At 49.5% G+C, this 25128-nt stretch carries 22 protein-coding genes; 19 read left to right on the plus strand and 3 right to left on the minus strand.

Annotated elements, in window-relative coordinates; all coding sequences use genetic code 11:
• Window positions 1-219: 219 nt before the first annotated feature.
• The 14 genes from fahA to VN23_RS16130 all read left to right on the plus strand — a co-directional run bounded on the left by fahA (window position 220) and on the right by VN23_RS16130 (window position 17759).
• Window positions 220-1524 (plus strand): fumarylacetoacetase, encoded by a 1305-nt coding sequence (gene fahA, locus VN23_RS16065; RefSeq protein WP_046352551.1) that lies wholly within the window; start codon window positions 220-222, stop codon window positions 1522-1524.
• An 83-nt stretch (window positions 1525-1607) separates the two neighbouring features.
• A complete protein-coding gene (maiA, locus tag VN23_RS16070; protein ID WP_046352550.1) occupies window positions 1608-2237 on the plus strand; it encodes a maleylacetoacetate isomerase in 630 nt (209 codons plus the stop codon).
• 173 nt (window positions 2238-2410) lie between these two features.
• Window positions 2411-4369: an acetoacetate--CoA ligase gene (locus VN23_RS16075; protein WP_046352549.1), complete on the plus strand. Its 1959-nt coding sequence runs from the start codon at window positions 2411-2413 to the stop codon at window positions 4367-4369.
• A 258-nt stretch (window positions 4370-4627) separates the two neighbouring features.
• On the plus strand, window positions 4628-6256 hold the full coding sequence (locus tag VN23_RS16080; RefSeq protein WP_046352548.1) for a methyl-accepting chemotaxis protein: 1629 nt from the start codon (window positions 4628-4630) through the stop codon (window positions 6254-6256).
• A gap of 154 nt (window positions 6257-6410) precedes the next feature.
• Complete coding sequence (locus VN23_RS16085) at window positions 6411-6920, plus strand: DUF1993 domain-containing protein (RefSeq protein ID WP_046352547.1); 510 nt, start codon at window positions 6411-6413, stop codon at window positions 6918-6920.
• 523 nt (window positions 6921-7443) lie between these two features.
• Window positions 7444-8298, plus strand: a complete 855-nt coding sequence (locus VN23_RS16090) for an EAL domain-containing protein (RefSeq protein ID WP_052746661.1) — start codon at window positions 7444-7446, stop codon at window positions 8296-8298.
• 94 nt (window positions 8299-8392) lie between these two features.
• On the plus strand, window positions 8393-9385 hold the full coding sequence (locus VN23_RS16095; RefSeq protein WP_046352546.1) for a sulfate ABC transporter substrate-binding protein: 993 nt from the start codon (window positions 8393-8395) through the stop codon (window positions 9383-9385).
• A 215-nt stretch (window positions 9386-9600) separates the two neighbouring features.
• On the plus strand, window positions 9601-10419 hold the full coding sequence (locus VN23_RS16100; protein WP_052746660.1) for an EAL domain-containing protein: 819 nt from the start codon (window positions 9601-9603) through the stop codon (window positions 10417-10419).
• An 85-nt stretch (window positions 10420-10504) separates the two neighbouring features.
• The gene (locus VN23_RS16105; protein ID WP_082752807.1) at window positions 10505-11506 is read left to right on the plus strand and encodes a sulfate ABC transporter substrate-binding protein; all 1002 of its coding nucleotides are present in this window, start codon (window positions 10505-10507) and stop codon (window positions 11504-11506) included.
• A 158-nt stretch (window positions 11507-11664) separates the two neighbouring features.
• On the plus strand, window positions 11665-12498 hold the full coding sequence (gene cysT / locus VN23_RS16110) for a sulfate ABC transporter permease subunit CysT (protein ID WP_046352545.1): 834 nt from the start codon (window positions 11665-11667) through the stop codon (window positions 12496-12498).
• A 76-nt stretch (window positions 12499-12574) separates the two neighbouring features.
• Window positions 12575-13444, plus strand: a complete 870-nt coding sequence (gene cysW / locus VN23_RS16115; RefSeq protein WP_046352544.1) for a sulfate ABC transporter permease subunit CysW — start codon at window positions 12575-12577, stop codon at window positions 13442-13444.
• 130 nt (window positions 13445-13574) lie between these two features.
• Window positions 13575-14624: a sulfate/molybdate ABC transporter ATP-binding protein gene (locus tag VN23_RS16120; protein WP_046352543.1), complete on the plus strand. Its 1050-nt coding sequence runs from the start codon at window positions 13575-13577 to the stop codon at window positions 14622-14624.
• 112 nt (window positions 14625-14736) lie between these two features.
• On the plus strand, window positions 14737-15732 hold the full coding sequence (locus VN23_RS16125; RefSeq protein ID WP_052746659.1) for an HDOD domain-containing protein: 996 nt from the start codon (window positions 14737-14739) through the stop codon (window positions 15730-15732).
• Window positions 15729-17759, plus strand: coding sequence for a putative bifunctional diguanylate cyclase/phosphodiesterase (locus VN23_RS16130; RefSeq protein ID WP_052746658.1), 2031 nt, complete (start codon window positions 15729-15731; stop codon window positions 17757-17759). Before VN23_RS16125 ends, VN23_RS16130 begins: the two co-directional genes overlap by 4 nt.
• Before the next feature lie 150 nt (window positions 17760-17909).
• Here VN23_RS16130 and rsmD read toward each other — a convergent pair whose 3' ends face one another.
• A complete protein-coding gene (rsmD, locus tag VN23_RS16135) occupies window positions 17910-18464 on the minus strand; it encodes a 16S rRNA (guanine(966)-N(2))-methyltransferase RsmD (protein ID WP_046352542.1) in 555 nt (184 codons plus the stop codon).
• 131 nt (window positions 18465-18595) lie between these two features.
• On the opposite strand from rsmD, the gene ftsY reads away from it, so the two are divergent.
• The 5 genes from ftsY to rpoH all read left to right on the plus strand — a co-directional run bounded on the left by ftsY (window position 18596) and on the right by rpoH (window position 23412).
• Window positions 18596-19825 (plus strand): signal recognition particle-docking protein FtsY, encoded by a 1230-nt coding sequence (gene ftsY / locus VN23_RS16140; protein WP_062654923.1) that lies wholly within the window; start codon window positions 18596-18598, stop codon window positions 19823-19825.
• Between the two features lie 219 nt (window positions 19826-20044).
• Entirely contained in the window at window positions 20045-20548 is a 504-nt protein-coding gene (locus VN23_RS16145; protein WP_046352540.1) for a GNAT family N-acetyltransferase, read from the plus strand.
• 237 nt (window positions 20549-20785) lie between these two features.
• Complete coding sequence (ftsE, locus tag VN23_RS16150) at window positions 20786-21439, plus strand: cell division ATP-binding protein FtsE (RefSeq protein ID WP_046352539.1); 654 nt, start codon at window positions 20786-20788, stop codon at window positions 21437-21439.
• 6 nt (window positions 21440-21445) lie between these two features.
• Window positions 21446-22348 (plus strand): permease-like cell division protein FtsX, encoded by a 903-nt coding sequence (gene ftsX, locus VN23_RS16155; protein ID WP_046352538.1) that lies wholly within the window; start codon window positions 21446-21448, stop codon window positions 22346-22348.
• Window positions 22349-22560: 212 nt separating this feature from the next.
• On the plus strand, window positions 22561-23412 hold the full coding sequence (gene rpoH, locus VN23_RS16160) for an RNA polymerase sigma factor RpoH (protein ID WP_046352537.1): 852 nt from the start codon (window positions 22561-22563) through the stop codon (window positions 23410-23412).
• Between the two features lie 207 nt (window positions 23413-23619).
• On the opposite strand, the gene msrP is transcribed toward rpoH, so the two are convergent.
• Entirely contained in the window at window positions 23620-24543 is a 924-nt protein-coding gene (msrP, locus tag VN23_RS16165) for a protein-methionine-sulfoxide reductase catalytic subunit MsrP (RefSeq protein WP_046352536.1), read from the minus strand.
• Window positions 24544-24709: 166 nt separating this feature from the next.
• Window positions 24710-24874, minus strand: coding sequence for a protein MIGRI (locus VN23_RS22490; protein WP_442905405.1), 165 nt, complete (start codon window positions 24872-24874; stop codon window positions 24710-24712).
• Between the last annotated feature and the right edge of the window lie 254 nt (window positions 24875-25128).

The following is a 25128-nucleotide window of genomic DNA, read 5'->3' on the forward strand; positions in this document are numbered from 1 at the left end:
ATCCCGAAGTGATGCCCCGTCATCCCCGAGAGTTTTTATCGGGGATCCAGAATGGCGAAAGAGGGGAAGTTAATCCGAGCCATGTCCTAAATAGACTTAGTTTTTCTCTGTGTGCCCTGTGTTCTCCCTGATCTCTGTGTCTACAGAACTTTTATGACCTGTGTTCTCACCGCTCTCTGTGTCTACAGAACTTTTTAATAAAACCCAACGGAGCCCCTCATGACTTCCACTACATATCGCCTCAGCTGGGTTACTTCTGCTAATGATCACCGTGATTTCCCGCTGCAAAACCTGCCTTTCGGGATTTTTAGCCCGGAAGGCTTGCCGCCGCGCGGTGGGGTAGCGATTGGTGATTTTATTTTTGATTTGCAAACCGCAGTCGAAAACAGCTTATTTACCGGCGAAGCTCTGAGTGCTGCGCAAGCGGCCAGTGGCAAATCGCTGAATGCTTTTTTTGCCCTGCCAAGTAGCGCAAGGCTGGCGCTGCGTGAGCGCCTATTAGAGCTGCTCGATGCCGATTACACCCAACTTAAAAGCCTGCAAGCACAAGGCGAAACCCTGCTGCGCCCAGCCAGCGTTTGCAAAATGCACTTGCCTGCAAAAATCGGCGATTACACCGATTTCTATACCGGCATTCATCACGCAGTAAACGTCGGTAAATTATTCCGCCCAGATAATCCACTCCTACCTAATTACAAATACGTGCCGATTGGCTACCACGGCCGCTCCTCGACAATTTACCCAAGCGGCTTTGCCGTGCGCCGCCCAATGGGCCAAACGCTCAAACCCGGCCAGGAAGTGCCCGCGCTCACTCCATCGGCCCGTTTAGATTACGAGCTGGAGCTAGGCATCTGGGTAGCAGGCAGCAATCCGCAAGGCGAGGCGATTAGCATTGCCCATGCCCACGAACATATCGCAGGATTTTGCTTACTCAACGATTGGTCGGCACGCGATTTACAAGCTTGGGAATACCAGCCGCTCGGACCATTTCTGGCGAAAAACTTTGCCACCACCGTATCGCCTTGGGTAGTGACAGCCGAAGCGCTTGCGCCTTATCGCACCGCTCAACCTGCTCGCCCTGAGGGAGACCCACAGCCGCTGCCTTATCTTTATGATGCAGCCGATCAGGCCAATGGCGCTTTTGATATCGAGCTGGAAGTGCTGCTGCACACCGCAGCACAAAAAACCCAAGGCCTGCCGCCACACCGTCTGGGCTTGTCCAACACGCTGAATATGTACTGGACCGTGGCACAGCTGATTACCCATCACACCGTCAATGGCTGCAGCTTGCGCTCTGGCGATTTGCTCGGCACCGGCACCTTATCCGGTCCAAGCGCTGATGCACTCGGCAGCCTGCTGGAGCTGAGCAATGGCGGCAAACAAGCGATCAAGCTGGATTCCGGTGAAGAGCGCTGTTTTCTGGCCGACGGCGACGAAATCATTATGCGAGCCCGTTGCAAAAAAGACGGCCACCCAAGCATCGGCTTCGGCGAATGCCGTGGCGTGATTTTAGCTGCGAAATAAAGAACCAAAGGTTTCGTAGGGTGGGTTAGCCCAGTTTTTTGGGCGTAACCCACCATGATGCGTCAAATAAATAAGGTTTAAGCATGGAACTCTACGGCTACTACCGCTCCACCTCGTCCTACCGTGTACGGATTGTGCTGGCGCTCAAAGGGCTGGCTTATGAAGCGGTGCCGGTCAACTTGCTCAAGGGCGAGCAAAAAGATGCGGCTTATCTCAGCGTAAATCCCCAAGCGCGTGTCCCCGCTTTGCTCGATCAAGCTCAGGAAGCGATTATCCAGTCGCCAGCGATTATCGAATATCTGGAAGAGCGCTACCCGGAAACCCCACTGCTACCCAAAGATCTGTTTGAACGCGCAAAGATTCGCGGCATGGCGGCACTGATCGCTTGTGATGTGCATCCGCTGCATAACATCAGCGTGCTCAACTATCTGCGCCAGAACTATCAATGCAAAGAAGGCGATATTACGGCGTGGATTAATGAATGGATTAGCCAAGGGCTGGCTGCGGTTGAGCAGCTTATTGGTGAGAGCGGCTATTGCTTTGGCGAAATCAGCATGGCCGATGCCTACCTGATCCCCCAAATCTATGCCGCCCGCCGCTTTAATGTGCCACTCGATGCTTACCCAAAAATCCTAAGAGTAGAAACCCTAGCCAACGCGCACCCAGCCTTTATAGCGGCCCACCCAAAAAATCAGGCAGATAGCCCAGATTAAGTCAAAAACCAGAAAACCCAAATCTTGAAACACGGAGAACACAGAGTTACACGGAGAAAAACAACTACATCGCGAGCATATTTGAATTTGCTTTTCTCCGTGATCCTCCGTGTTCTCCTTCCCTCCGTGGTTAAAGGTGTGGGTTTTATGTAAGTTAACATAAAGGAATCGACATGCAAGAAGCGCTTTGGACTCCCTCACCTGAGCAGGTTGCTGCTACGCAGATGGATGCGTTTCGCCGCCATATTAATCAGGCGCATAGCCTTGAGCTGGCCGATTACGCACAGCTACACGCTTGGAGCGTGGCGCATCGGGTGGCATTCTGGCTGGCGATTGTCGATTTCTTTGCGATCAAATTCAGCCAGCCTGCCAGCGAAGTGCTGACTGAAGGCTCGGAAATGCCGAGCGCTAATTGGTACAACCAAACCAAGCTCAACTTTGCCGAACATCTGCTGCGCCGCCGCGATGCGCATCCAGCACTGATTTCTATTGCGGAAGATGGCTCGCGCGAAGTGCTTAGCTATCAGGAACTCGCCGCCCATGTGGCCGGTTTGCAAAAAAGCCTGAGCGCAGCGGGTGTAGGCTATGGCGACCGGGTGGCCGCGATGATGCCCAATACTTGGCAAACCATTGTCGGCTCATTGGCTACAGCCAGCTTGGGTGCAATATGGTCTTCTTGCTCGCCCGATTTTGGCACGCAAGGCGTGACTGATCGGTTCGGCCAGATAGAGCCCAGAGTCTTGATTGCCTGTGCAGCCTATCGCTACGCGGGTAAAACACTGCAACTGGCAGAGAAGATAAAAGAAATCGTAAGTCGGCTTCCTTCGGTAGAGCAGTTGATTATTGTTCCCTACGCCAATGCAGAGGCGCAAGCGGCCAGCTTTCAGGTAAGCAATGCCAAGGTCACACTCTGGCAGGATTTCTATCAGGCCGGTGGCGAGCCAGAATTCACCCCCACCGACTTTGCTCACCCGCTCTACATCATGTATTCCAGCGGCACCACTGGCGTTCCCAAGTGCATCGTGCACGGCGCTGGCGGCACGCTGCTACAACATGTCAAAGAGCTGGGCCTGCATACCGATCTCACCATGAGCGACACGCTTTGCTACTACACCACCTGCGGCTGGATGATGTGGAACTGGATGGTGTCTGGCCTCGCCTTGGGTGCAAGTATTGTGCTGTATGACGGCTCGCCGTTTCACCCCAAGGCCGACCGGCTGATTGATCTGATCGATGCCGAGGGCATCAGCGTCTTTGGCACCAGCGCCAAATATCTGGCCGCGCTAGAAAAAGCCGATTCCAAACCGATTAACACCCACCGCTTAGATAAGCTTAAAGCGATTCTTTCAACCGGATCGCCGCTATCGCATGAAAGCTTTGAATACGTTTACCGCGATATCAAACAAGACCTCTGCCTGTCTTCTATCTCTGGCGGCACCGATATTATTTCCTGCTTTGCCCTTGGCAACCCTGCCCTGCCAGTCTGGAGTGGTGAGCTGCAATGCAAGGGCCTAGGCATGGCGGTGGAAGTCTGGAACGACGCGGGCCTGCCTGTGGTCGGCGAAAAAGGCGAGCTGGTTTGCACCCGCCACTTTATCGCCATGCCCATCCACTTCTGGAATGATCCAGAGGGTGAGAAGCTAAAATCGGCTTACTTTAGTCAATACCCCGGTGTATGGGCACAGGGCGATTACGCCGAAGAAACCATCCACGGCGGGATTATTATTCATGGCCGCTCTGACGCCGTGCTCAACCCCGGCGGCGTGCGTATTGGCACCGCCGAGATTTATCGCCAGGTAGAAAAACTGCCCGAGATTTTAGAATCCATCGCCATCGGCCAGGATTGGGATAACGACGTACGCGTAGTGCTGTTTGTGCGCTTACGGACAGGCGCAGAGCTTTCTGATGATTTGCAAAACAGCATCCGCCAGGTAATACGCAGCAACACCACACCACGCCATGTACCCGCAAAAATCATTCAGGTCAGGGATATTCCCCGCACCATCAGCGGCAAGATCGTCGAGCTGGCCGTGCGCAATGTAGTACACGGCAGGCCGGTAAAAAACACAGATGCACTGGCCAACCCGGAGGCTTTGGAAGAATTCAGAAACCGGGCAGAGCTGACTACTTAAAATAAGCCACTCCGAACACGGCGGCGCAATGTGCGCCGCCTTTTTTATTTTGAGCACCATTTTATGGATAGCCACACTCAAACGCTTTTTAAAATTACTTACAATGTAAAAAAATAAAAGTAATTATCCCTATAAAAGCTGACCAAGCGTATGGAGTAAACATTAAGCAGACCGCTAAGCTATTTTCTGCACGATTACCTCAAGCATAACTAAACTGACTTAAACCCAAGTATTTGGATATTTAAGGCGAAATAGAAAATGCCTCTTAAAAATATGACCGTCAAACAACAGCTAGGCATTTTGCTGGGCAGCATACTACTTTGTATTCTTGTATTAGCCACCCACTCCTACCAATCACTGATCACCGTCATGATTAACGGACATCTTTATAAGCAAATCACTGAAACCAATAATTTAACGGCAGACATTCTGCCGCCACCCCAATATATTATTGAATCGTTTTTGATTATCAACCAATTGAGCAGCTCCCCAGATCAGGCACAAGCACCACTACTTAAGCGCTTACAAGAAACTAAACAAGCGTTCTATCAAGGGCAGGAGAGCTGGAAAACCAAAACACTCCCTACTCTGCTGTTACAAGGGCTCACGCAAACGGTATTTAAAACCGCCCATGCTTTTTACCAAGAAACCGACAAAAACTTCCTACCCGCACTGCAAGCAGGCAATCAGGATGAAGTCGCTAAAACAAAGAAAAAACTGGATGAGCTCTATCAAGCTCACCGCCTTGCGATTGATGAATTGGTTCCGCTAGTAAGCGCCCAGCAAAAACAACTTGAATCCGAAGCGAGTGCCATCGTAGATCAGGCACTCGCTTGGCTGATTGGCGTTACCATCGCTTTGATTTGCACCATGACACCCCTCGTCATTTGGGTCATTCGCTCAATCTACCGCAACCTTGGCGGAGAGCCCGCTTATGCCGCCGAAATAGTTCAGAATATTGCAAATGGCAATATGCTCGTCTCCATCCGGCTCTCACCCAACGATCAATCCAGCGTGCTATTTCATGTGCAGCAAATGAATAACAATCTGTCACAGGTTTTAAGCCAAGTGAGCAGTGTGGCCAGCACGCTGGCCTCCACCTCAGTAGAGCTATCCGCATCAGCCCACTCCATGAGTAGAAATGCCATAGAGCAAGCCAGCAGCGTTGAAGAAACCAGCGCCTCAGTAGAAGAAATCACCGCCATCGTTGCACAAAGTGCAGACAACTCCCGGATATGCGATGGAATCGCCAGCAAATCATCCATAGATACAATAGAAGGTGCAAAAGCCGTCAAACTAACCGCGACGGCCATGTACCAAATTGCTAAGAAAATCAGCATCATCGACGACATCGCCTACCAGACCAATCTATTAGCACTGAATGCTGCAATTGAGGCCGCCAGGGCTGGCGAATATGGCAAGGGCTTTGCGGTAGTCGCATCCGAGGTACGCAAGCTGGCTGAACGCAGCCAGGTAGCGGCACAAGAAATTAGTGAAATTGCGGACAATAGCGTGCTTTTATCTGAAAGAGCGGGCTGCTTACTTGATCAAATGTTGCCTGCTATCGCCCACACGGCCAATCTGGTACAAGAAATCAGCGTGGCCACAAATGAGCAGACGATGGGGCTGGATCAAATCAATCAGGCAATCAGCCAGTTAGCTAAGTCAACACAACTCAATGCAGAGGCATCAGAAGAGCTCTCTTTTGCCTCTGAGGAAATGAGCACGAAGGCAAATCAGCTCGAAGAAATGATTAGCTTCTTTCAGCTCGATCACACGAAAACCAGCACCACACTTAAACGTATCTTTATAAGCAAAGACACTCATTCAAACTTTCTTGACCCAGCCTCTTTAGCCTTAAGCAGCTATGAGCGCGCGGTAAAGTAAGACACGGCAATAAATAAAATACGAATTACGCAGCCATACCCAACCGCTTGCTTGCAACTTAGGGTTTATGCAAGGGGGTTGCCATTGATTAATCTCCCCTCGCCCCCATCTATGGCTTCGCGGATCTGCCGCCCAAACTTGATCAAGGAACATCATGTCCATTTCAATGTACACCGCCAGCGTTCCCGTTTTTAAGCAATTACTCACCGCTCTTGCTGATGTATTAGCGAAAGCCGAAGCTCATGCTGAAGCTCGTAAAATAGACCCGGCCGTCCTGCTGCAAACCCGCTTATATCCAGATATGTTTCCATTGGTGCGCCAAGTGCAGATCGCTTGTGATTTTGCCAAAAGCGTTCCGGCACGCTTAGCAGGTGTTGATGTACCGGCTTATGAAGACAATGAGCAAACATTTGCCGAGCTGCAAGCCCGCATCGCAAAGACACTAAACCTGATCAGCGAGCTAAGTGCGGAGCAAATTGATGGCAGCGCCGCACTGGAAATCGTGTTGCGCCCCGGTACCCCCAAAGAGAAAAAACTCGATGGCCAAACCTACCTGCTCTCTTACGGCCTGCCCCAGTTTTTCTTCCATGTCACCACCACCTATGCGCTACTGCGCCACAACGGTGTAGATATTGGTAAACGCGATTTTATGGGCGCTTACTAACTAAAAAATGCCCAGCTTGCTGCAAGTAAGCTGGGCTTTACACCCACTCCAGACGCCCTGCCTTAATACCAGCCGCCTTCTGCATAAATACCATATTGCCAATCATCTTTTAGTCATATTTCTCGACTAATATGCCGCTGATTGATAAAAGAAAATATGTTTTGCTAAATAAGACACTAGTTTGTTTAGCAAAAAAATCAGCTTGTTTTTAATCATTGTAATAATGCCACTATTAATAAAAAAACCAATCAGGCAGGAACTTTTATTCTGTTGGACACACTAATGCTGTGTTCAGATAAAAATGAAATATTACTTACTCTAAGCACATAAAAAACAATCCATTCAAGAGGCAGATCAAACATATCACTTAATTATTACAGCGATAAATCAATTGCTTTTAATACCTGCTGTAAGAATAAACACAAACACTGAAAATATTTAAATATCATAATTTAATTTATTAAATAATTAAACTCATAAAAATAGCGATTCGCTGTGAAAATTTTCACAATGGAGAATAAACATGCCTCCTTTAGTTGCAATAAAACATCATGATGGAATGATTAGCGTGCCACAAGGCACGTTAAATGACTGGCCTATGGCGCAATTCGCCAGTACAAAAGACCGAGGCATTGTTGTTAAGGCTTTAGGCTTGGAATTAACCAGCGCATTTCTGGCGGTGTTTGACGCCAGCACCCACCAGATTATTGGCGAAGAGGCATTATTACGGGCCAGTATTCGTCGCAAAGCACTCTCTGCTGCCGATGTTTTTAAAAGCGCACAGGGAGGAGACTGCTTAGTTGAATTTGACCGGCTTTGCCGCAGCCTGCATTTAATGAACCATTTAGCGGGCTCTAATAAGCAGCGCACGCTATTTTTAAATGTCTATCCGGAATTACTGATGTCATCCGGCACACAACATATCGAGGCCTTTGAACGCATCTTGCAAGATCAGGGCTTAAGCCCTGCCGATATTGTGCTGGAAATCTTTGAATCGACCATTCCTGCGGGGCAAACGGCCCACTTAGCTCAGGCGATTAAAAACTACCGTGCCAGGGGCTACCGCATTGCGGTGGATGACTATGGCTTCTTAAATAGCAATTTAAGCCGCCTGCTTACACTCAGCCCTGAAATCGTGAAACTTGATCGTGTAGTAATGAGCACTATTAGCAAGGAGCCACCAGCCCAAGCACAACAACTATTGTGCCAGTTTGTGGAGCGCTTACACGATATGGGTAGCAAAGTGGTGATTGAAGGCATCAATAGCGCCGAGCAATTAACCCTCGCACAAGAGAGCGGAGCAGATATGCTACAAGGCTATTTTTTAAGTGAGCCCCGCTATCTAAACAAAGATTCTTTTGTTCACGTCCTCCCATAAGCAAAAATATGGAATATAAAAACAATTATTAATTCTTTTAAAATATATAAAACCCACGATTAAACTGAGCCTTATCCACTACAGGGGCTCACATATGAAACTCATCACCAGCTTAATTTTTAGCCTTGCTACCAGCAGCGTTTTCGCCGCTTCAGTTGAAATCCTGAATGTCTCTTACGACCCTACGCGTGAGCTTTATCAGGATTACAACAAGGCCTTTGCCAGCTACTGGAAGAAAAAAACCGGTGATGATGTCACCGTGCGGCAATCGCACGGTGGCTCGGGCAAGCAAGCCCGCTCAGTGCTGGATGGCTTGCAAGCAGATGTGGTGACGCTGGCCTTGGCTTACGATATTGACGAGCTAGCCACCCCGGCCAAATTACTCGATGCTGACTGGCAAAAAAAGCTGCCAGACAACGCTTCGCCTTATACCTCGACCATTGTCTTTCTGGTTAAAAAAGGCAATCCCAAAGCAATTAAAGACTGGGGCGATCTGATCAAGAGCGATGTCAAAGTGATCACCCCTAATCCTAAAACCAGTGGCGGTGCACGCTGGAATTACCTAGCCGCTTGGGGCTGGGCCAAGAAAACCTACGGCTCGGACGATAAAGCCCGCGACTATGTACAAAAACTCTTCAAAAACGTCCCCGTACTCGATACCGGTGCACGCGGATCAACCACCACCTTCACCCAGCGCGGCATTGGCGATGTACTGCTAGCTTGGGAAAACGAAGCCGAATTAGTGGTGAAAGAAATTGGTAAAGATAAATTTGAAATCATCGCCCCAAGCTACTCAATCAAGGCCGAGCCGCCAGTGGCCGTAGTCGATAAAGTGGTCGATAAAAAAGGCACGCGCAAAGTAGCCGAGGAATATCTGAAATATCTGTATTCCAAAGAAGGCCAGGAAATCATCGCGCAAAACTACTATCGCCCGATCGATGCAACAACTGCAGCTAAATACGCCCATCAATTCCCAAAAGTAACCCAGTTTGATATCGACGACGTATTCGGCGGCTGGGCCAAAGCGCAAAAAACCCACTTTAGCGACGGTGGTACGTTCGATCAGATTTATCAGCCAAGTAAGTAAGCACAAGCACGCTAGGTGCATGCGTATGCAAGTTAAGCCAACATCCGGTGCATGTTCTGGTGGGCGGGTTTCACCCGCTCTACGATAACTCAATATTTGCAAACGTGTGGCAACCCTATGACTAATGCCTAACTTGATTCATATGGGCACAAAGATTTACTGCCGCGCTCACGCCATCATGCAAGTGAGCACGGCCCTCATTAAAAGAGCCCACCATGTCAGCCACTATCCATCATGCCAGCGGCACTTTGCATGTGCCCGAAGATACCCTTGCCGATTGGCCTAGTGCCCAGTTTGCCTATACCAAAGAGCGCGGCATCGTGGTGAAGGCACTGGGGCTGGAGCTCACCAGCGTGTTTCAAGCTATTTTTGCAGCAGATGCACAAACCATCATCGGCGAAGAAGGCCTGCTGCGCGCCAGCATTCGCCGTAAAGCCATTTCACCCGAAGAAGTTTTTAAAAGTGCCTCCCGTGGCGAATGCCTCGTGGCCTTTGATCGCCTGTGCCGCAGCCTGCATTTAATGAACCACCTTGCGGGGCCACAAAAAGGCAAAACACTGTTTCTCAATGTGCACCCTGAGCTGCTGATTGCCGTTGAAAAACAACATGGCGAAACGTTCGAGCGCATTTTGCAAGATCAGGGCTTAAAACCAAGCAATGTGGTACTAGAAATCATTGAGGCGGCGATTCCGGATGCGCAAGAAGCAGACCTAATCCGCGCGGTGCGTAATTATCGGCAGCGCGGCTACCGGATTGCGCTTGATGATTATGGCCACGCCAATCTTAGCCGCCTGCTTTCTTTAGCTCCGGAAATTGTAAAACTAGATAAAGCGCTCATCCACGCGGCAGAGGGCAATAGTAAGGCGCAGCGATTACTGGATCAGCTGGTAGAAATGCTACACGGCATCGAAAGCCAAATCGTGATCGAAGGTATAGAAAGCGCCGGGCAACTGGCAATCGCTAAAGAAAGTGGTGCAGATTTCTTACAAGGATACTTCCTTGCGGAACCAAAATACTTAAACAAACACCTTTAGTTATTTAAATAACACTCAATAGTCTTTGTTAAATACACGCAAGCTGCGTGAAAATCACGCCTATTGCCCTTAGCTAGGAATCATCATGCGTCTTAAATGCCTGCTCGCTGCCATCGCCCTCAGCACCACCCTGCCCGCTTTTGCCGACAGCACCTTGCTGAATGTGTCTTACGATGTCATGCGTGATTTCTATAAAGATTACAACCCAGCCTTCGCCAAATACTGGAAAACCAAATCAGGCGAAGACATCACCCTGCAAATGTCACACGGCGGCTCCAGCAAGCAAGCGCGCTCGGTAATCGATGGCCTACAGGCGGATGTGGTGACCATGAATCAGCACAACGATATCGACGCCATCGCGGATAAAGCCAAGCTATTGCCTGCCGACTGGGCCAAACGTCTACCGAATGACGCAGCGCCTTTTACCAGCTTGCAAGTGCTGATCGTGCGCAAGGGCAACCCGAAAGGCATTAAAGACTGGAATGATTTAACAAAACCCGGCGTTGGCGTGATCGTGCCCAACCCAAAAACTTCGGGCAATGGCCGCTACACCTATCTGGCAGCATGGGGCTATGCCGCAAAATTGCCGGGTGGCAACGATACTAAAGCGCGTGAATTTGTAGCCAGCGTATTTAAAAACATCCCCGTACTGGATGCAGGTGGCCGCGCCGCCACCACCACCTTTATGCAGCGCCAGATTGGCGATGTTTTGGTGACCTTTGAAAACGAAGCCGAAATGATCGCCAAAGAATTTGGCCGTGGCAATTTTGAAGTGGTTTACCCCAGCGTATCCATCGAAGCCGAGCCACCAGTCGCCATCGTCGATAAAGTGGTCGACAAAAAAGGCACACGCAAACAGGCCGAGGAATATCTGAAATACCTGTGGAGCCCCGCAGGCCAGGAAATCGCCGCGCAAAACTATCTGCGCCCAAGAGACAAAGCCATTGCCGCCAAATACGCCAAGCAATTCCCGGCGATTAAATTATTCGCCATCGAAGAATTCGGCGGCTGGCAAAAAGCCCAAAAAACCCATTTTGACGACGGCGCAATTTACGACCAGATCGCAGCAAGCATTGCTAAGCGCTAAGTAGTCCGTATTCAAAAAGATCTGTAGACACAGAGAACAGAAAGAACACAGAGCACACGGAGAAAAACAATAAAAGGTTTTCTCTGTGTTCTTTATGTTTTCGTTTAGCTCTGTGTCTACAGAACTTTTTCCCCGACCCAACCCCCATCGGATTCACCATGCGCTTCAAACAGCCAAGCGTGTTGCCCGGTTTTAATTTAAGCCTTGGCTACACGCTGTTTTATTTATCGATCATCGTCCTGCTGCCGCTCTCTGCCCTGTTAATCAAAACCAGTTCGCTCAGTTGGGAGCAGTTCTGGCTGATTATCAGCGAGCCGCGTGTGGTGGCTTCTTATAAGCTGACTTTTGGCGCGTCCCTGCTCGCCGCGCTGATTAACCTGTTTACCGGCCTCTTGGTGGCGTGGGTGCTGGTGCGCTATCAGTTTTATGGCAAACGCTTTATCGATGCCATGGTCGATCTACCTTTTGCCCTACCCACCGCCGTGGCGGGGATTGCGCTGGCGACCATCTACGCGCCTAACGGCTGGATCGGCCAATATCTGGAGCCACTGGGTTTCAAAATTGCCTTCACCCCCATCGGCATCGTGATTGCACTAACCTTTGTCACCCTGCCTTTTGTGGTGCGCACCGTGCAGCCCGTCCTGCAAGATTTGGAACACGAGCTGGAAGAAGCCGCCTGCAGCTTGGGTGCGACGCGTTGGCAGATCTTTTACAAAGTCATCTTCCCCACCATCTTGCCTGCACTGTTAACCGGCTTTGCGCTGGCCTTTGCCCGGGCGATTGGCGAATATGGCTCGGTGATTTTTATTGCTGGCAATATGCCCTTTGTTTCAGAAATCACCCCGTTGATGATTATTTCCAAGCTGGAGCAATACGATTATCTGGGCGCAACCGCCATTGCCGTAGTGATGCTGGTGGTGTCCTTTGCCCTGCTGCTGCTAATTAATGGCTTGCAGTGGTGGGCCGCCAAAAGACTGGGGAGACGTAAATAATGGCTTCAATACACCACATCTCCACCACAATAAAGATTGCAAGACGGCTTAGGCCCAGCACAGAGGGGCATAGATAATGGCTTCAACAATTCAACGCTCCATTGTCACCACCGAAAGCCGCACCGTGCGCTATCTGCTCACCAGCCTTGCCCTGCTATTTATTGGTGTTTTTCTGGTAATTCCACTGGCTTCGGTGTTTATCGAAGCTTTTCGTCAGGGCTGGCGGCTTTATCTGGCGGCCCTTGTTGAGCCAGATGCGCTGCAAGCCATCAAGCTCACACTGATCGTTGCGGCGATTTCGCTGCCTGCCAATCTGATTTTTGGTATTGCCGCAGCATGGTCGATTGCCCGCTTTGATTTTCGTGGCAAAAGCTTTTTAACCACGCTGATTGATCTGCCGTTTTCGGTGTCCCCTGTTGTAGCGGGCCTGATTTATGTGCTGATGTTTGGTGCACAAGGCTGGTGGGGCCCTTGGCTGATTGAAAACGATTACAAAATCATTTTTGCTGTGCCGGGCATTGTGCTGGCGACTATTTTTGTCACCTTTCCCTTTGTTGCCCGCGAGCTAATTCCGCTAATGGAAGCGCAAGGCTCGGACGAAGAACAAGCCGCCATCGTGCTGGGCGCATCCAGCTGGCAAATGTTTTGGCGGGTAACGCTGCCCAATATCAAGTGGGGCCTGCTCTATGGCGTGATTCTGGCCAACGCTCGCGCCATGGGCGAATTTGGTGCGGTATCGGTGGTATCCGGCCATATTCGCGGCATGACCAATACCGTGCCGTTACATGTAGAGATTCTTTACAACGAATACAACTTTATCGGCGCATTCGCCTGCGCCTCGATCCTAGCGCTGCTTGCCCTGTTAACCCTTGCCGCAAAAAGCTATGTGGAATGGCGGGGGGAGCAACAGGCCGCAGCAGATCGACGACATGCGGTTGAGGAGTAAATCGGGATGTTGAGGAAGTTGGGAGTCGCTTAGCTCCCTGCACCACCAACTGAGGTTTTCTCTGTGAAACTCCGTGTCCTCTGTGTTTCAAGATTTGGGTTTTGCTACGCAATATCAAAAGGCATTCAATATGAGTATCGAAGTCAAAAACATCGCCAAGCGTTTCGGTGCTTTTACCGCGCTGGATAATCTGAATTTAGAAGTGAACTCAGGCGAGCTGCTGGCGCTGCTTGGGCCGTCTGGCTGCGGAAAAACAACGCTGCTGCGGGTAATTGCGGGCCTTGAAACGCCAGATCAGGGGCAGATTTTATTTCATGGTGAAGATGCAACCGATACCCATGTCAGAGAGCGGCAAGTCGGCTTTGTATTCCAGCACTACGCGCTGTTTCGCCATATGACAGTATTTGAAAATGTCGCCTTTGGCTTGCGCGTTCGCCCCAAGAAAACTCGCCCCTCAGAAGCTGTGATTAAAGAAAAAGTCCATGCTCTGCTCAATATGGTGCAGCTCGATTGGCTGGCAGATCGCTTCCCGGCTCAGCTGTCAGGCGGGCAAAGACAGCGGATTGCCTTAGCCCGAGCGCTGGCGGTAGAACCTAAAGTCTTGCTGCTGGACGAGCCTTTTGGCGCGCTCGATACCAAGGTTAGAAAAGAGCTGCGCCGCTGGTTGCGCCGCCTGCACGATGAAATGCATATCACCAGCGTTTTTGTGACCCACGATCAGGAAGAAGCGCTGGAAGTGGCCGATCGCGTGGTAGTGATGAATAAAGGCCAGATCGAACAGATTGGCACACCAGAGCAGGTTTACGACACCCCTGCCACACCGTTTGTGTATCAGTTTTTAGGCGATGTAAATCTTTTCCATAGCCGTGTGCACGAAGGCTGGGCAGAAGTCGGCGGCACTCGCTTTGCGGCGCCCGATGCAAACAGCTCGGCAGCTACTGTTTATGTACGCCCGCATGAAATTGATCTATCCCGCGTGGCGAATGAAAAAGCCATCGAAGGCCAGATTATCCATGTACGGCTTTTGGGTGCAACGGTTAGGCTGGAAGTAGAAACAGCTAATAGCGATATCGTAGAAATAGAGCTCACCCGCGAGCGCCAGCAAGAAGGACAATGGAAAACAGGTGAAACGGTATTTCTTACGCCAAGAGAAGCCAGAGTCTATACAGAAGCCAAGTAATTCAAGAGGGCAATGGAAAGGTAAGCCACTAATGAGTTTGACAAAGTAATGACTCCTTGCCCCAAGCTTCGGGCAGAGCTAGGGTGAAGAGTCATCATGCCGTGTTCATATCATGCTACTCGAGCCCGTTTGGAATACAGAATGCCAATGGATTGCTGTGCGCGCCCACGCAGAAGCCGCACAGCTTATCTTGCTCTCTCCCATGCTAACTGACTCTGCACTGGCAAAGCTCCCCTGTTTATGGGAAAGCCTAGATGGTACGCTGCCCGCAGATTTACCCGAGCCGCATCCCTTTGTGATGCTGCTCAATAATAATGAGCTGGCGCTGCCTCACCCCCAAACCGCGCGCAGATTGCTAACCGCCCCCAGCGAAGACCCCGGCCTGATTGCTGGAATCACCACCCTGCCCAGTCAGCTCCCTCCTAAAGTATGGCTAAGCGGCACTTGGCTCTTAGCGCCACAAAAACCCGATAGCCGCCCCAACCCCAGCAAGCCGGTATTACTTGAATTATTAGGGCTGATCACCAGTGATGCAGATACGCCAGCCATCGAAAACGTCATCGCCAAAGCGCCCCAACTGGTCTTTAGTTTATTAAGGCTAGTGAATTCGGTAGCAGTCGGTGGCGGCGCACATGCCGAAAGCTTGCGGCAGGCCATTGCCATTTTAGGCCGACGCCAATTACAACGCTGGCTGCAGCTTTTACTCTATGCCGAGCAATTTGGCGCAGATAGTGGCACACCACCGCTGCTTCTGCTGGCGGCACTACGCGCCAAACGTTTAGAAGCTTGGGCCGGTAGTGATGCGCTGCCCGACATAAAACCTGATGCTGCTTTTATGGCGGGCATGCTGTCTTTACTTGATCGGCTTTTTGGCCAGCCGCTGGCCGAAATCCTTGGCCCTCTACCGCTTAGCCCGGAGCTCAGCACGGGGCTGCTCGCAGGGGAAGGGCCGCTAGGCAATGCCATCCGTGCCCTCGCCGCAATAGAAGCAGGCGACAATACACTGCTTGCCAGCCTGTTGCCTGATACCTGCTCTGCCACGTGGTTACAAACAGAAGTGAACGCCTGCCACTGGGTCAGAAAATTACTGGCATCAGGTGGCGCATGAATAACGAGCTAAACAGCGACTCCGGCATTTACGCGGCACTTGAAGCGTCGCTGATTACCATGGATTTAGAAGGCTATATCACCGGCTGGAATCGTGGTGCCGAATTGCTGTTTGGTTATGCCGCAGATGAATTGCTAGGCAAACATATCCTGCTTTTATACGCCGATGCCGAAGGCCAAGGCGAAGAAGACTTTTTTAATGAAGTAATCAGCCATGGCCATGCCGAAATGGATGTGAAGCGGCGGCGCAAAGACGGCAGCGATTTCTGGGCCCATTTACACCTCACCCTCGTGCGCAATAAAGCCGGCCTACCCACAAGGCTCATTGCTTATGTGCGGGATATCAGCAAGCAACTTGCCAATGAAGAACGCAGCCGGCTTTATACCCGTATTTTTGAACATGCCCGCGAAGCCATTGTGATTACAGATCATAAACGGCTGATTGTGAGCGTGAATCATGCTTATTTAAAAATAACGGGGCGCACAGCTCAAGAAGTGCAGGGCACCGTTCCTAGCTTTTTAAGCAAGAAATATAATTCCAGAACAATAAAAGACACACTTAAAGCCATGGGCCATTGGGAAGGCGAATTATGGGACAGCCGCTCAGATGGCGAAGCATTTCTGGCATGGCTAAGCATTAGCGCAGTACAAACAAACAACGGCAGCCCCAGCCACTATTTTGCAATGTTTTCTGATCTCACTGAAAAACGTCAGGCCGAAGAAAAAATTCATAAGCTAGCCTATTACGACACGCTCACTAATCTACCCAACCGGGCAATGTTGTTTTCATTACTGACACAATCTTTAGCAGAGGCCAAACGCAAAAAAAAACATGGCTCTTTGCTTTGTTTTAATATCAATGGCTTCAAAAATATTAATGATTCTTTTGGCCATGCAGCGGCAGACACCTTGCTTGCAGAATTAGCCCAGCGTATCCGGATGGCATTACGCGAAGAAGATGTGGTTTCGCGTTTTAGCGGCGATGAATTTTATATTGCACTATTTGAGATCGAGCAAAGAGAAGATGCAATCTTAGTAGCCCGTCGCATATTACAATCAACCGCAGCGCCTTTTTATTTAAAGAATCAAGAAATCGTGTTACTAAGCCATATTGGTATCAGCATTTATCCAGACGATGGCTATGATGCCGAAATACTGATTAATAATGCCACCGTTGCCATGCATCGGGCAAAGAAAGGCAATCAAAATTACCTTTTTTATTCCAGCGAAATGAATCGCCGCTCCTTAGACCGGATCAAACTCGAAGCCGAGCTGCATCACGCCTTAGATCGCAATCAATTCGAATTATTCTTTCAACCACAAATTGATCTGCCCAGCAAAAAAGTAATGGGAGCCGAAGCATTGATACGCTGGCGTCACCCACAAAAAGGCATGATCCCCCCTTCAAACTTCATTCCATTTGCCGAAGAAACCGGGCTGATTGTGGCCATTGGCAGCTGGGTACTGAATGAAGCAATTAGCCAAATTGCCGAATGGAAAAAAGCAGGCTTAAAATTAAACAGACTAGCGATTAATTTATCTGCCTTGCAATTTAAGCCTCAGCTTCCTGATGAGCTGGGTGCTATTTTAAGCTATCACAAAATCCCTGCTGAATTAGTTGAGCTAGAGCTCACCGAAAGCTTGCTTATGGGAAACGGACAATCCACCCTGCTTAACCAATTACATAATAGTGGCTTTAGCTTGGCACTCGATGACTTTGGCACAGGTTATTCTAATCTGGCTTATTTACAGCACTACCCAATTGATTATTTAAAAATTGATCAATCTTTTGTGCAAGCCCTGCCTGATAACCAGCACTCTGCGGCGATTGTCCGATCCATTATTGATATCGCTACTAATCTAGGCTTAAAGCTGATTGCCGAAGGCGTAGAAACCAAAGCCCAAGCCGATTACCTGGCGCAATTAGGCTGTCACTTAATTCAAGGCTATTACTGCTACAAACCCATGAGCGCAGAAAGCTTTACCCAGCTGCTGATTGAGCAGCAGAGTAAAGAAAACCAAGCTTAGGCTTATAGAAACACCCAAATTTTAAACCGCGGAGAAAAAGGAAAACACAGAGAGCCACGGAGAAAAACCTACGCAAGGTTTCTCCGTGAAACGCCGTGTTCTCAGTGAGCTCCGTGGTTCAAGATTTGGGTTTTGATATGGGAGTAAGATTTAGTTCTGCACCACCGCACGCAGCAAGGCATATTTTACTTGCCCTGCCCGGCCTTCTTTGACGATTTCCCAACCTTCCCGATCCGGCCAGTTGGCTGTCTCTGCATAAATCACAGCCCCTGCATTTAAGATGCGTGGTAGTTTTGGTAATACTTGTGCTAAAAAATCTGAAGCAAAAGGTGGGTCTAAAAACACCACGTCAAATCGCTCAGCAGTCGTGTCTAAAAAGCGCAGTGCATCGCCCCAAATCACTTCGATGTTGCTTGCACCCAGCAAAGTTTGATTTTCTTTTAAGCTCATTGCCACGTTTTTAGCGCGCTCTACCATCACTACACGCTTGGCATTCCTTGATGCTGCCTCAAAACCCAGCGCGCCGCTGCCAGAAAAAAGATCGAGGCAAGTGAGATTAGTGCACTCTTGGCCCAGCCAGTTAAAGAGCGTTTCACGTACCCTGTCAGGCGTTGGGCGCAAGCCTTCTGCGTCAGGAAACTTCAATAAACGGCGTTTATAGTCACCGCCAATAATACGAACCTGGTTTTTGAACTGTGCGGCCATGTTAAAATCCTAGCAATCTGTAATTAAATAGCTCGGCAGCCTGTTAAAAAAGCCTAATAAGGTTTTTTTAACGCAGACTTATCGACAAGCTGCCCGCATTTTCCGCCATCTTTCGGAATACCCGCAAACTCATGTTCAGTTTTTTTCGCAAAAAAAAGCCGGTTGCACCGGTCACCCCAGAAACACCGCTGGTGGTAGAGCCTGTCCAAATCGACACGGCACCCATTCATCACGCAGCTACGCCTATTGTTGACGTAGCTGAAATTGCCATTGAAGCGGCAAGCGCTGAGCCGCTGATTGTTGAAGAAGCAGCGCTGGCCGAGGCCATTGCTCCTGCTCCTGCTCCTGCTCCTGCTCCTGCTCCTGCTCCTGCTCCTGCTCCTGCTCCTGCTCCTGCTCCTGCTCCTGCTCCTGCTCCTGCTGCCATTATTGAAGTCGCGCAGCCACAAGCCAAGCAATCTTGGGCAGAGCGGCTAAAAGCGGGTCTCTCTAAAACACGAGATCGCTTGGGCAAAAGCTTGGCGGGGCTGTTTGGCGGCGGGCAGATTGATGAAGATCTGTACGAAGAGCTAGAATCCGTGCTGCTGACCGCCGATATGGGCGTCGATGCAACACAGCATTTGCTCAGCGATGTGCGAAATCGCGTAAGCCTTGCCGGGCTTAAAAATGGCTCAGAGCTGAAAGGTGCATTACAAAGCTCCCTCACCGATTTAATCAGCCCCTTGCAAAAACCGCTGGATGTTAGCACGCATAAGCCCTTTATCTTGATGGTAGCGGGTGTAAATGGTGCGGGTAAAACCACTAGCATCGGCAAGCTGGCTAAATATTTCCAAGGCCAGGGGCTGAGCGTACTCCTCGCCGCTGGGGACACTTTCCGTGCTGCCGCGCGTGAACAATTGGTGGTATGGGGTGAGCGCAATGGCGTGCAAGTGATTGCCCAGGATGGCGGCGATTCTGCGGCTGTTGCCTTTGATGCGGTCAACGCCGCCAAAGCGCGTGGCATTGATGTCGTGATTGTCGACACTGCCGGCCGCCTGCCTACGCAACTGCATTTGATGGAAGAAATCAAAAAAGTAAAACGCGTAGTACAAAAAGCCGATCCAACAGGCCCGCACGAAATCATGCTGGTGCTGGATGCCAATAACGGCCAGAACGCGCTCAGCCAGGTGAAATCATTCGACGATGCACTGGGCCTAACCGGTTTAATTTTGACCAAGCTCGATGGCACAGCCAAGGGCGGAATTATCGCGGCAATTGCCAAACAGCGCCCGATTCCACTGCGCTTTGTGGGCGTGGGCGAAAGCATCGACGATTTACGCCCCTTTATTGCCAAAGATTATGTGGATGCGTTGTTTGATTAAAAACCATAAATCTTGGGACACAGAAGACACGGAGATCATAAAAGCGAGAACACCGATGAAAAACAAATAAATTTGTAGGGTGTGGAACGGCAGCTTGTTCCGCATCGCCTCGCTGCCTAAGCAAATAACAAGAACATCCAGCGGGAGTCATCTTGTTTGTGTGCTCCGTGTGCTCTTCCTAGCTCTGTGTCTACAGATCTTTTTGATTGTAGGAAGTTAATGGATCACTCCCTTGTTTTACGCTGTGCTACGGCCTCTGATGCGCAAAACTTGGCGGCGCTGGCGATTCAGGTTTGGTTGCATACCTATGCGACTGAGGGCATTCGGCAGGATATTTCGGCTTATGTGCTGAGTGAATTTACACCCGCCAAATTCACTGACTTAATCAGCAATCCTCAGTATCAAATATTGGTCGCTGAAATCAATCATCATCTGGTGGCTTTCGCTCAAATCGATTTTGCATCCGAACAACATCCCGTGCTTGGCTCCATTGAGCTGCAAACGCTGTATGTTCAAGAAGTCTTTACCAGCCAAGGCTTAGGCAGCAAGCTGCTGGCTTATTGCGAAGAAATCATCGCCTCTCGTACTTACTGGCTAAGTAGCAATAGTAACAATCACCGTGCAATTGCTTTTTATGCCCGCCAAGGTTTTGTTCAGCATGGTGTAACATACTTCGAGTTCGGCGGTAATCGGTACGAAAACAAAGTGCTGGTGAAAGCGTAAATTTAAAAGAATCTTAAGACACAGAGAACACAGAGTTTTAAAGCAGCACACTGAGAAACAATAAACAGAGCTTTGATCAATGGCTTTGTGATGTTCATATATACCTTGGTTTTCTCCGTGTAACTCCGTGTTCTCTGGGACCGAAGTGGTTCAAGATTTAGTTTTTTTTCACCACAGTTTTTACAGATTCAAAACCTATAGCTTGGCGTATTCGTGGAAAACAAAGACAGGGCTTCTATGATCCAATTCCAGCAAGTCAGTAAGCGTTATCCTGGCGGCTTTGATGCCGTTAAGAATTTAAGCTTTGAGATTCCAAGTGGCGAGCTGGTTTTTTTGGCTGGCCATTCTGGCGCGGGCAAATCGACGCTGCTCAAACTGATTGCGGGCATAGAAAAGCCCAGCGGCGGAGCGGTGGTTGTCAACGGGCAGAATATGGCGAAAATGAATCGCAGCTCGCTACCCTATATTCGCCGCCATCTGGGGCTGATTTTTCAGGATCATAAAATTCTGTTTGATCGCACCGTTCTGGATAACGTCAGCCTGCCACTGGATATCGTTGGCTTTGATCATAGAGAAGGCCGCCGCCGCGTTTTGGCCGCGCTTGATAAAGTAGGCCTAGCTGGCAAAGAAAAACTCAACCCGATCTCGCTATCAGGTGGTGAGCAGCAGCGGCTGTGTATTGCCCGTGCGGTAGTGCATCGGCCCGCTATTTTGCTGGCAGACGAGCCAACAGCTAATTTAGATCGCGATTACGCCCACGATATTCTGGAGCTGTTTAAATCCTTTCATCAAGTTGGCGTCACCATCGTAATTTCTGCTCACGATGAAACCCTGATGGCAGATTACGGCCGCCGTATTCTGCGCCTGAAAAATGGTCAATTTACTGCTTGAGGCGCTATGAAACACTGGTTCAGACTTCATCTACTCTCCTTAGCACGCACCTTGGGTGCTTTGGTTCGCCACCCTTTCTCCAGCGCACTCAATCTCTTGGTGATTGGCATTACCGCCGCACTGCCCTTGGCGCTGTGGCTGATTATTAGCAGCCTGAGCAGTGTGGCGAGCCAGATCCATGTAGAGCCGCAAATTTCTATCTTTATGCGCGATACCGCCACGGCAGAAGATCTTGCCATGCTTAAAACGCAATTAAAGAAAGACCCTCGCATCGCCAGCAGCCGCTTTATCAGTAAAGACGATGCACTTAAAGAAATGCAGATTTCATCTGGCGCGACCAATCTGTTAGCAGGGTTGAGCGAAAATCCGCTACCCGATGCCTTTGTACTAAGCAGCAAAGACAGCCAAGCCAGCACCTTAGAAGCCTTGCAAAAAGATCTGATCAGCCGCCCCGGCGTAGAGGAAGTTCAGCTCGATTCGGCTTGGGCACATCGCTTGGAAAGATTGCTCGCGCTAGGCCAGACTTTATTTGAAGTGATTGCCGTGCTACTGGCCGCAGCACTGGCGCTGATTACCGGCAACGCGATCCGTATGCAAATTTTAACGCGCAAAGAAGAAATCGAAGTGGCAAGGCTGATCGGCGCAACCGATGCCTTTATCCGCCGCCCTTTTGTCTACTTTGCCATGGTGCAGGGCTTGCTGGGCGGCTTAGTTGCCTGCGCTATTGTTGGTGGCATGTTATCGCACCTCAACCCTGCGGTAAGCGATTTGGCAACGGCTTATGGACAAAAATTTACCCTGCTATCACCTGATCTCATCACCATTGCCATCGTATGTGGCCTATGTATTCTCCTGACGTTTATCGGCGCATGGCTGGCGGTATGGCGGCATTTAAGGCAATTTACATAGCCTTGGCAAAATGATTTAAAAATAGCTCAAGCCGCATTTTTATTAGCATTAGTACCGATTAATTCACGCTATTGAGCAGATAGGAAAAATTGCCGTGCCTTGTCCCCCCATAGTGTGATTGAATCAAAAGTCTGAATATTTGCTTTTTCTTAGCACTCTCTCAAGTCAAGTGCTAGAATCAGCAAGCGTTTTTTGCTAGGAGAGATTTAAACATGGCGTCTGCACTTACACTTCCCGTTCTGTCCGGTGGCGACAGCATCGAGAGCTATATCCAGCGTGTAAATACTGTACCCATGCTCTCGCAAGAAGAGGAAATCAGCCTTGCCGAGCGCTACCACCAAGACAACGACTTGGAGGCCGCCAAGCAACTGGTTATGTCCCATCTGCGAGTCGTGGTATCGATTGCACGCGGTTACTCTGGCTACGGCCTGCCTCAGGCAGACTTAATCCAAGAGGGCAATATCGGCCTGATGAAAGCGGTAAAACGCTTTGAGCCCGGCCGTGGCGTACGCCTATTTTCCTTCGCTGTGCATTGGATCAAAGCCGAAATCCACGAATACGTACTGCGCAACTGGCGCTTGGTTCGTGTTGCCACGACCAAAGCTCAGCGTAAATTATTTTTTAATCTGCGCTCCATGAAGCCCGGCTTTGCCGCACTCACCACTTCTGAAGCGCAAAAAATTGCCGACGATTTAGGTGTAAAGCGCGAAGAAGTACTGGAAATGGAAACACGGATGAGCGGCCAGGATATCTCCCTGATCGCCGACGACAACGATGACGAAGGCTACGCGCCTATAGATTGGCTAGCGGATCACGACAGCGCACCGGATGCCACCTTGGCACGCCGTGCTACAGACAAGCTGCATACCGAAGGCCTGCAAATGGCACTTGCAAGTCTTGATGAGCGCAGCCGCAGAATCGTGGAAACACGCTGGCTAGCGGACGAAGGCACATCCTTAACACTGCATGATTTAGCCGCAGAATTTAATGTCTCGGCCGAACGGATCCGCCAAATCGAGGCCAAAGCCCTCAGCAAAATGAAGCAGGCATTATTGCCAGCATAAAAAAACGGAGCCAGCGGCTCCGTTTTTTTATATCTAAAAATCTTAAAAAGATCTGTAGACACAGAGAGCGGTGAGAACACGGAGCACACCGAGAAAACCTTTTAGGGTAAGTGTGCTGTTATCTACACTTATGCCTAGTTTTTTCTCCGTGTCCTGCTTTTTAACTCTGTGCTCTCTGTGTCTACAGACCTTTTGACTTTCAATCCATCAAAACAACTTCTTCAAATCCATTCCCTTGTACATTCCCGCCACTTGGTCGCCGTAGCCATTAAACATTAAGGTTTTGCGTTTAAAGAATTCGCCAATGCGCCGCTCGGTGGCCTGGCTCCAGCGGGGATGGTCTACTTCCGGGTTTACATTGGAATAAAAGCCGTATTCATTTGGCCCTGCTTTATTCCATGAAGTTTGCGGTTGTTTTTCGGTAAGGCGGATTTTTACAATCGATTTAGCGCTTTTAAAGCCATATTTCCACGGCACAACCAAACGAATCGGTGCGCCATTTTGATTAGGTAATACTTTGCCATAAAGGCCCACCGCCATAATCGCCAAAGGATGCATAGCTTCATCCATGCGTAATCCTTCGGTATAAGGCCAATCCAATACCGAGCGGCCAACGCCGGGCATCTGTGCTTTGTCGGCTAGCGAAATAAATTCAACGTATTTGGCTTTAGACGTGGGATTAACCCGTTTAATTAATTCAGAAAGTGGGAAACCCACCCAAGGAATCACCATCGACCAGCCTTCTACACAGCGCAGGCGATAAATTCGCTCTTCCAAAGGCGCAATCTTTAGCAATTCTTCTATTGAGAAAGTACGCGGCTTTTCGCATTCTCCCTCAATCACAATATTCCAAGGCCGGGTTTTTAAAGTATGTGCGGCTTTAGCCGGATCATCTTTTCCCGTACCAAATTCGTAGTAATTATTATATTGAGTGATTTGCTCAAACGTATTTTTATCGTCTTTAGCAGAAAGAGGGCTACTGCGGTAAACCAACTCGCCCGCAGCCTGTGCAGGTAAAGCAGCGGCCAGCCCCAAGGCAGCAGCGCCAGTCATGATTTGACGCCGATTAAGCCAAATACTTTCAGGGGTAATTTCGGAAGGTAATATTTCTGTCGATGAACGGATCAGCATGATGTTCTCCAGTGGCAATAGGAATTAGTCGAATAGAACAGCAGCTGCTGACAGCGACTTTCACATTTTATCTGCAATGAGACGGATTACCCAGCAAGAGAAGTTGCTTCTGCCAAACACTTTACTCCGAATGCATGCGAATCCATCCACACAGAGAAAACGAACATCAATATATGTGCAAAAACAAGGCACTAACGGCTGCCATCAACAAAACAATCGACGCAATCTTCATTGTACGGTCTATTTCTAAGCGCACAGCAGGGCTAATTCGCCGCCAAAGTGCCCAAACCAGCAAGCCTAGTAAACAGATATTTAGTAATTTTTCTGTCATGAGGCGTAATCAGTCGTCAAAGAAGGGGAAAAGCGCATTATTCTCTAATTAAGTTAAAGTTTTACTTTAACTTAATTGGTTTACTGCTTGCTTATACAAGATAAAACAAGTGAAAAATGTACGTTACATATTTTGCAGCTAAGTGATTGTATCAAAAGAACAATTAAAAAACGGGCGCTTGTGCGCTCTTTTTTTTTACTCTATAGTGGGAAGTAGTGGGTGAAAGTGGGTAAAAGTGTCGTTTTAACCCTTAC

Source organism: Janthinobacterium sp. B9-8, from assembly GCF_000969645.2.
Lineage (GTDB): Bacteria > Pseudomonadota > Gammaproteobacteria > Burkholderiales > Chitinibacteraceae > Iodobacter.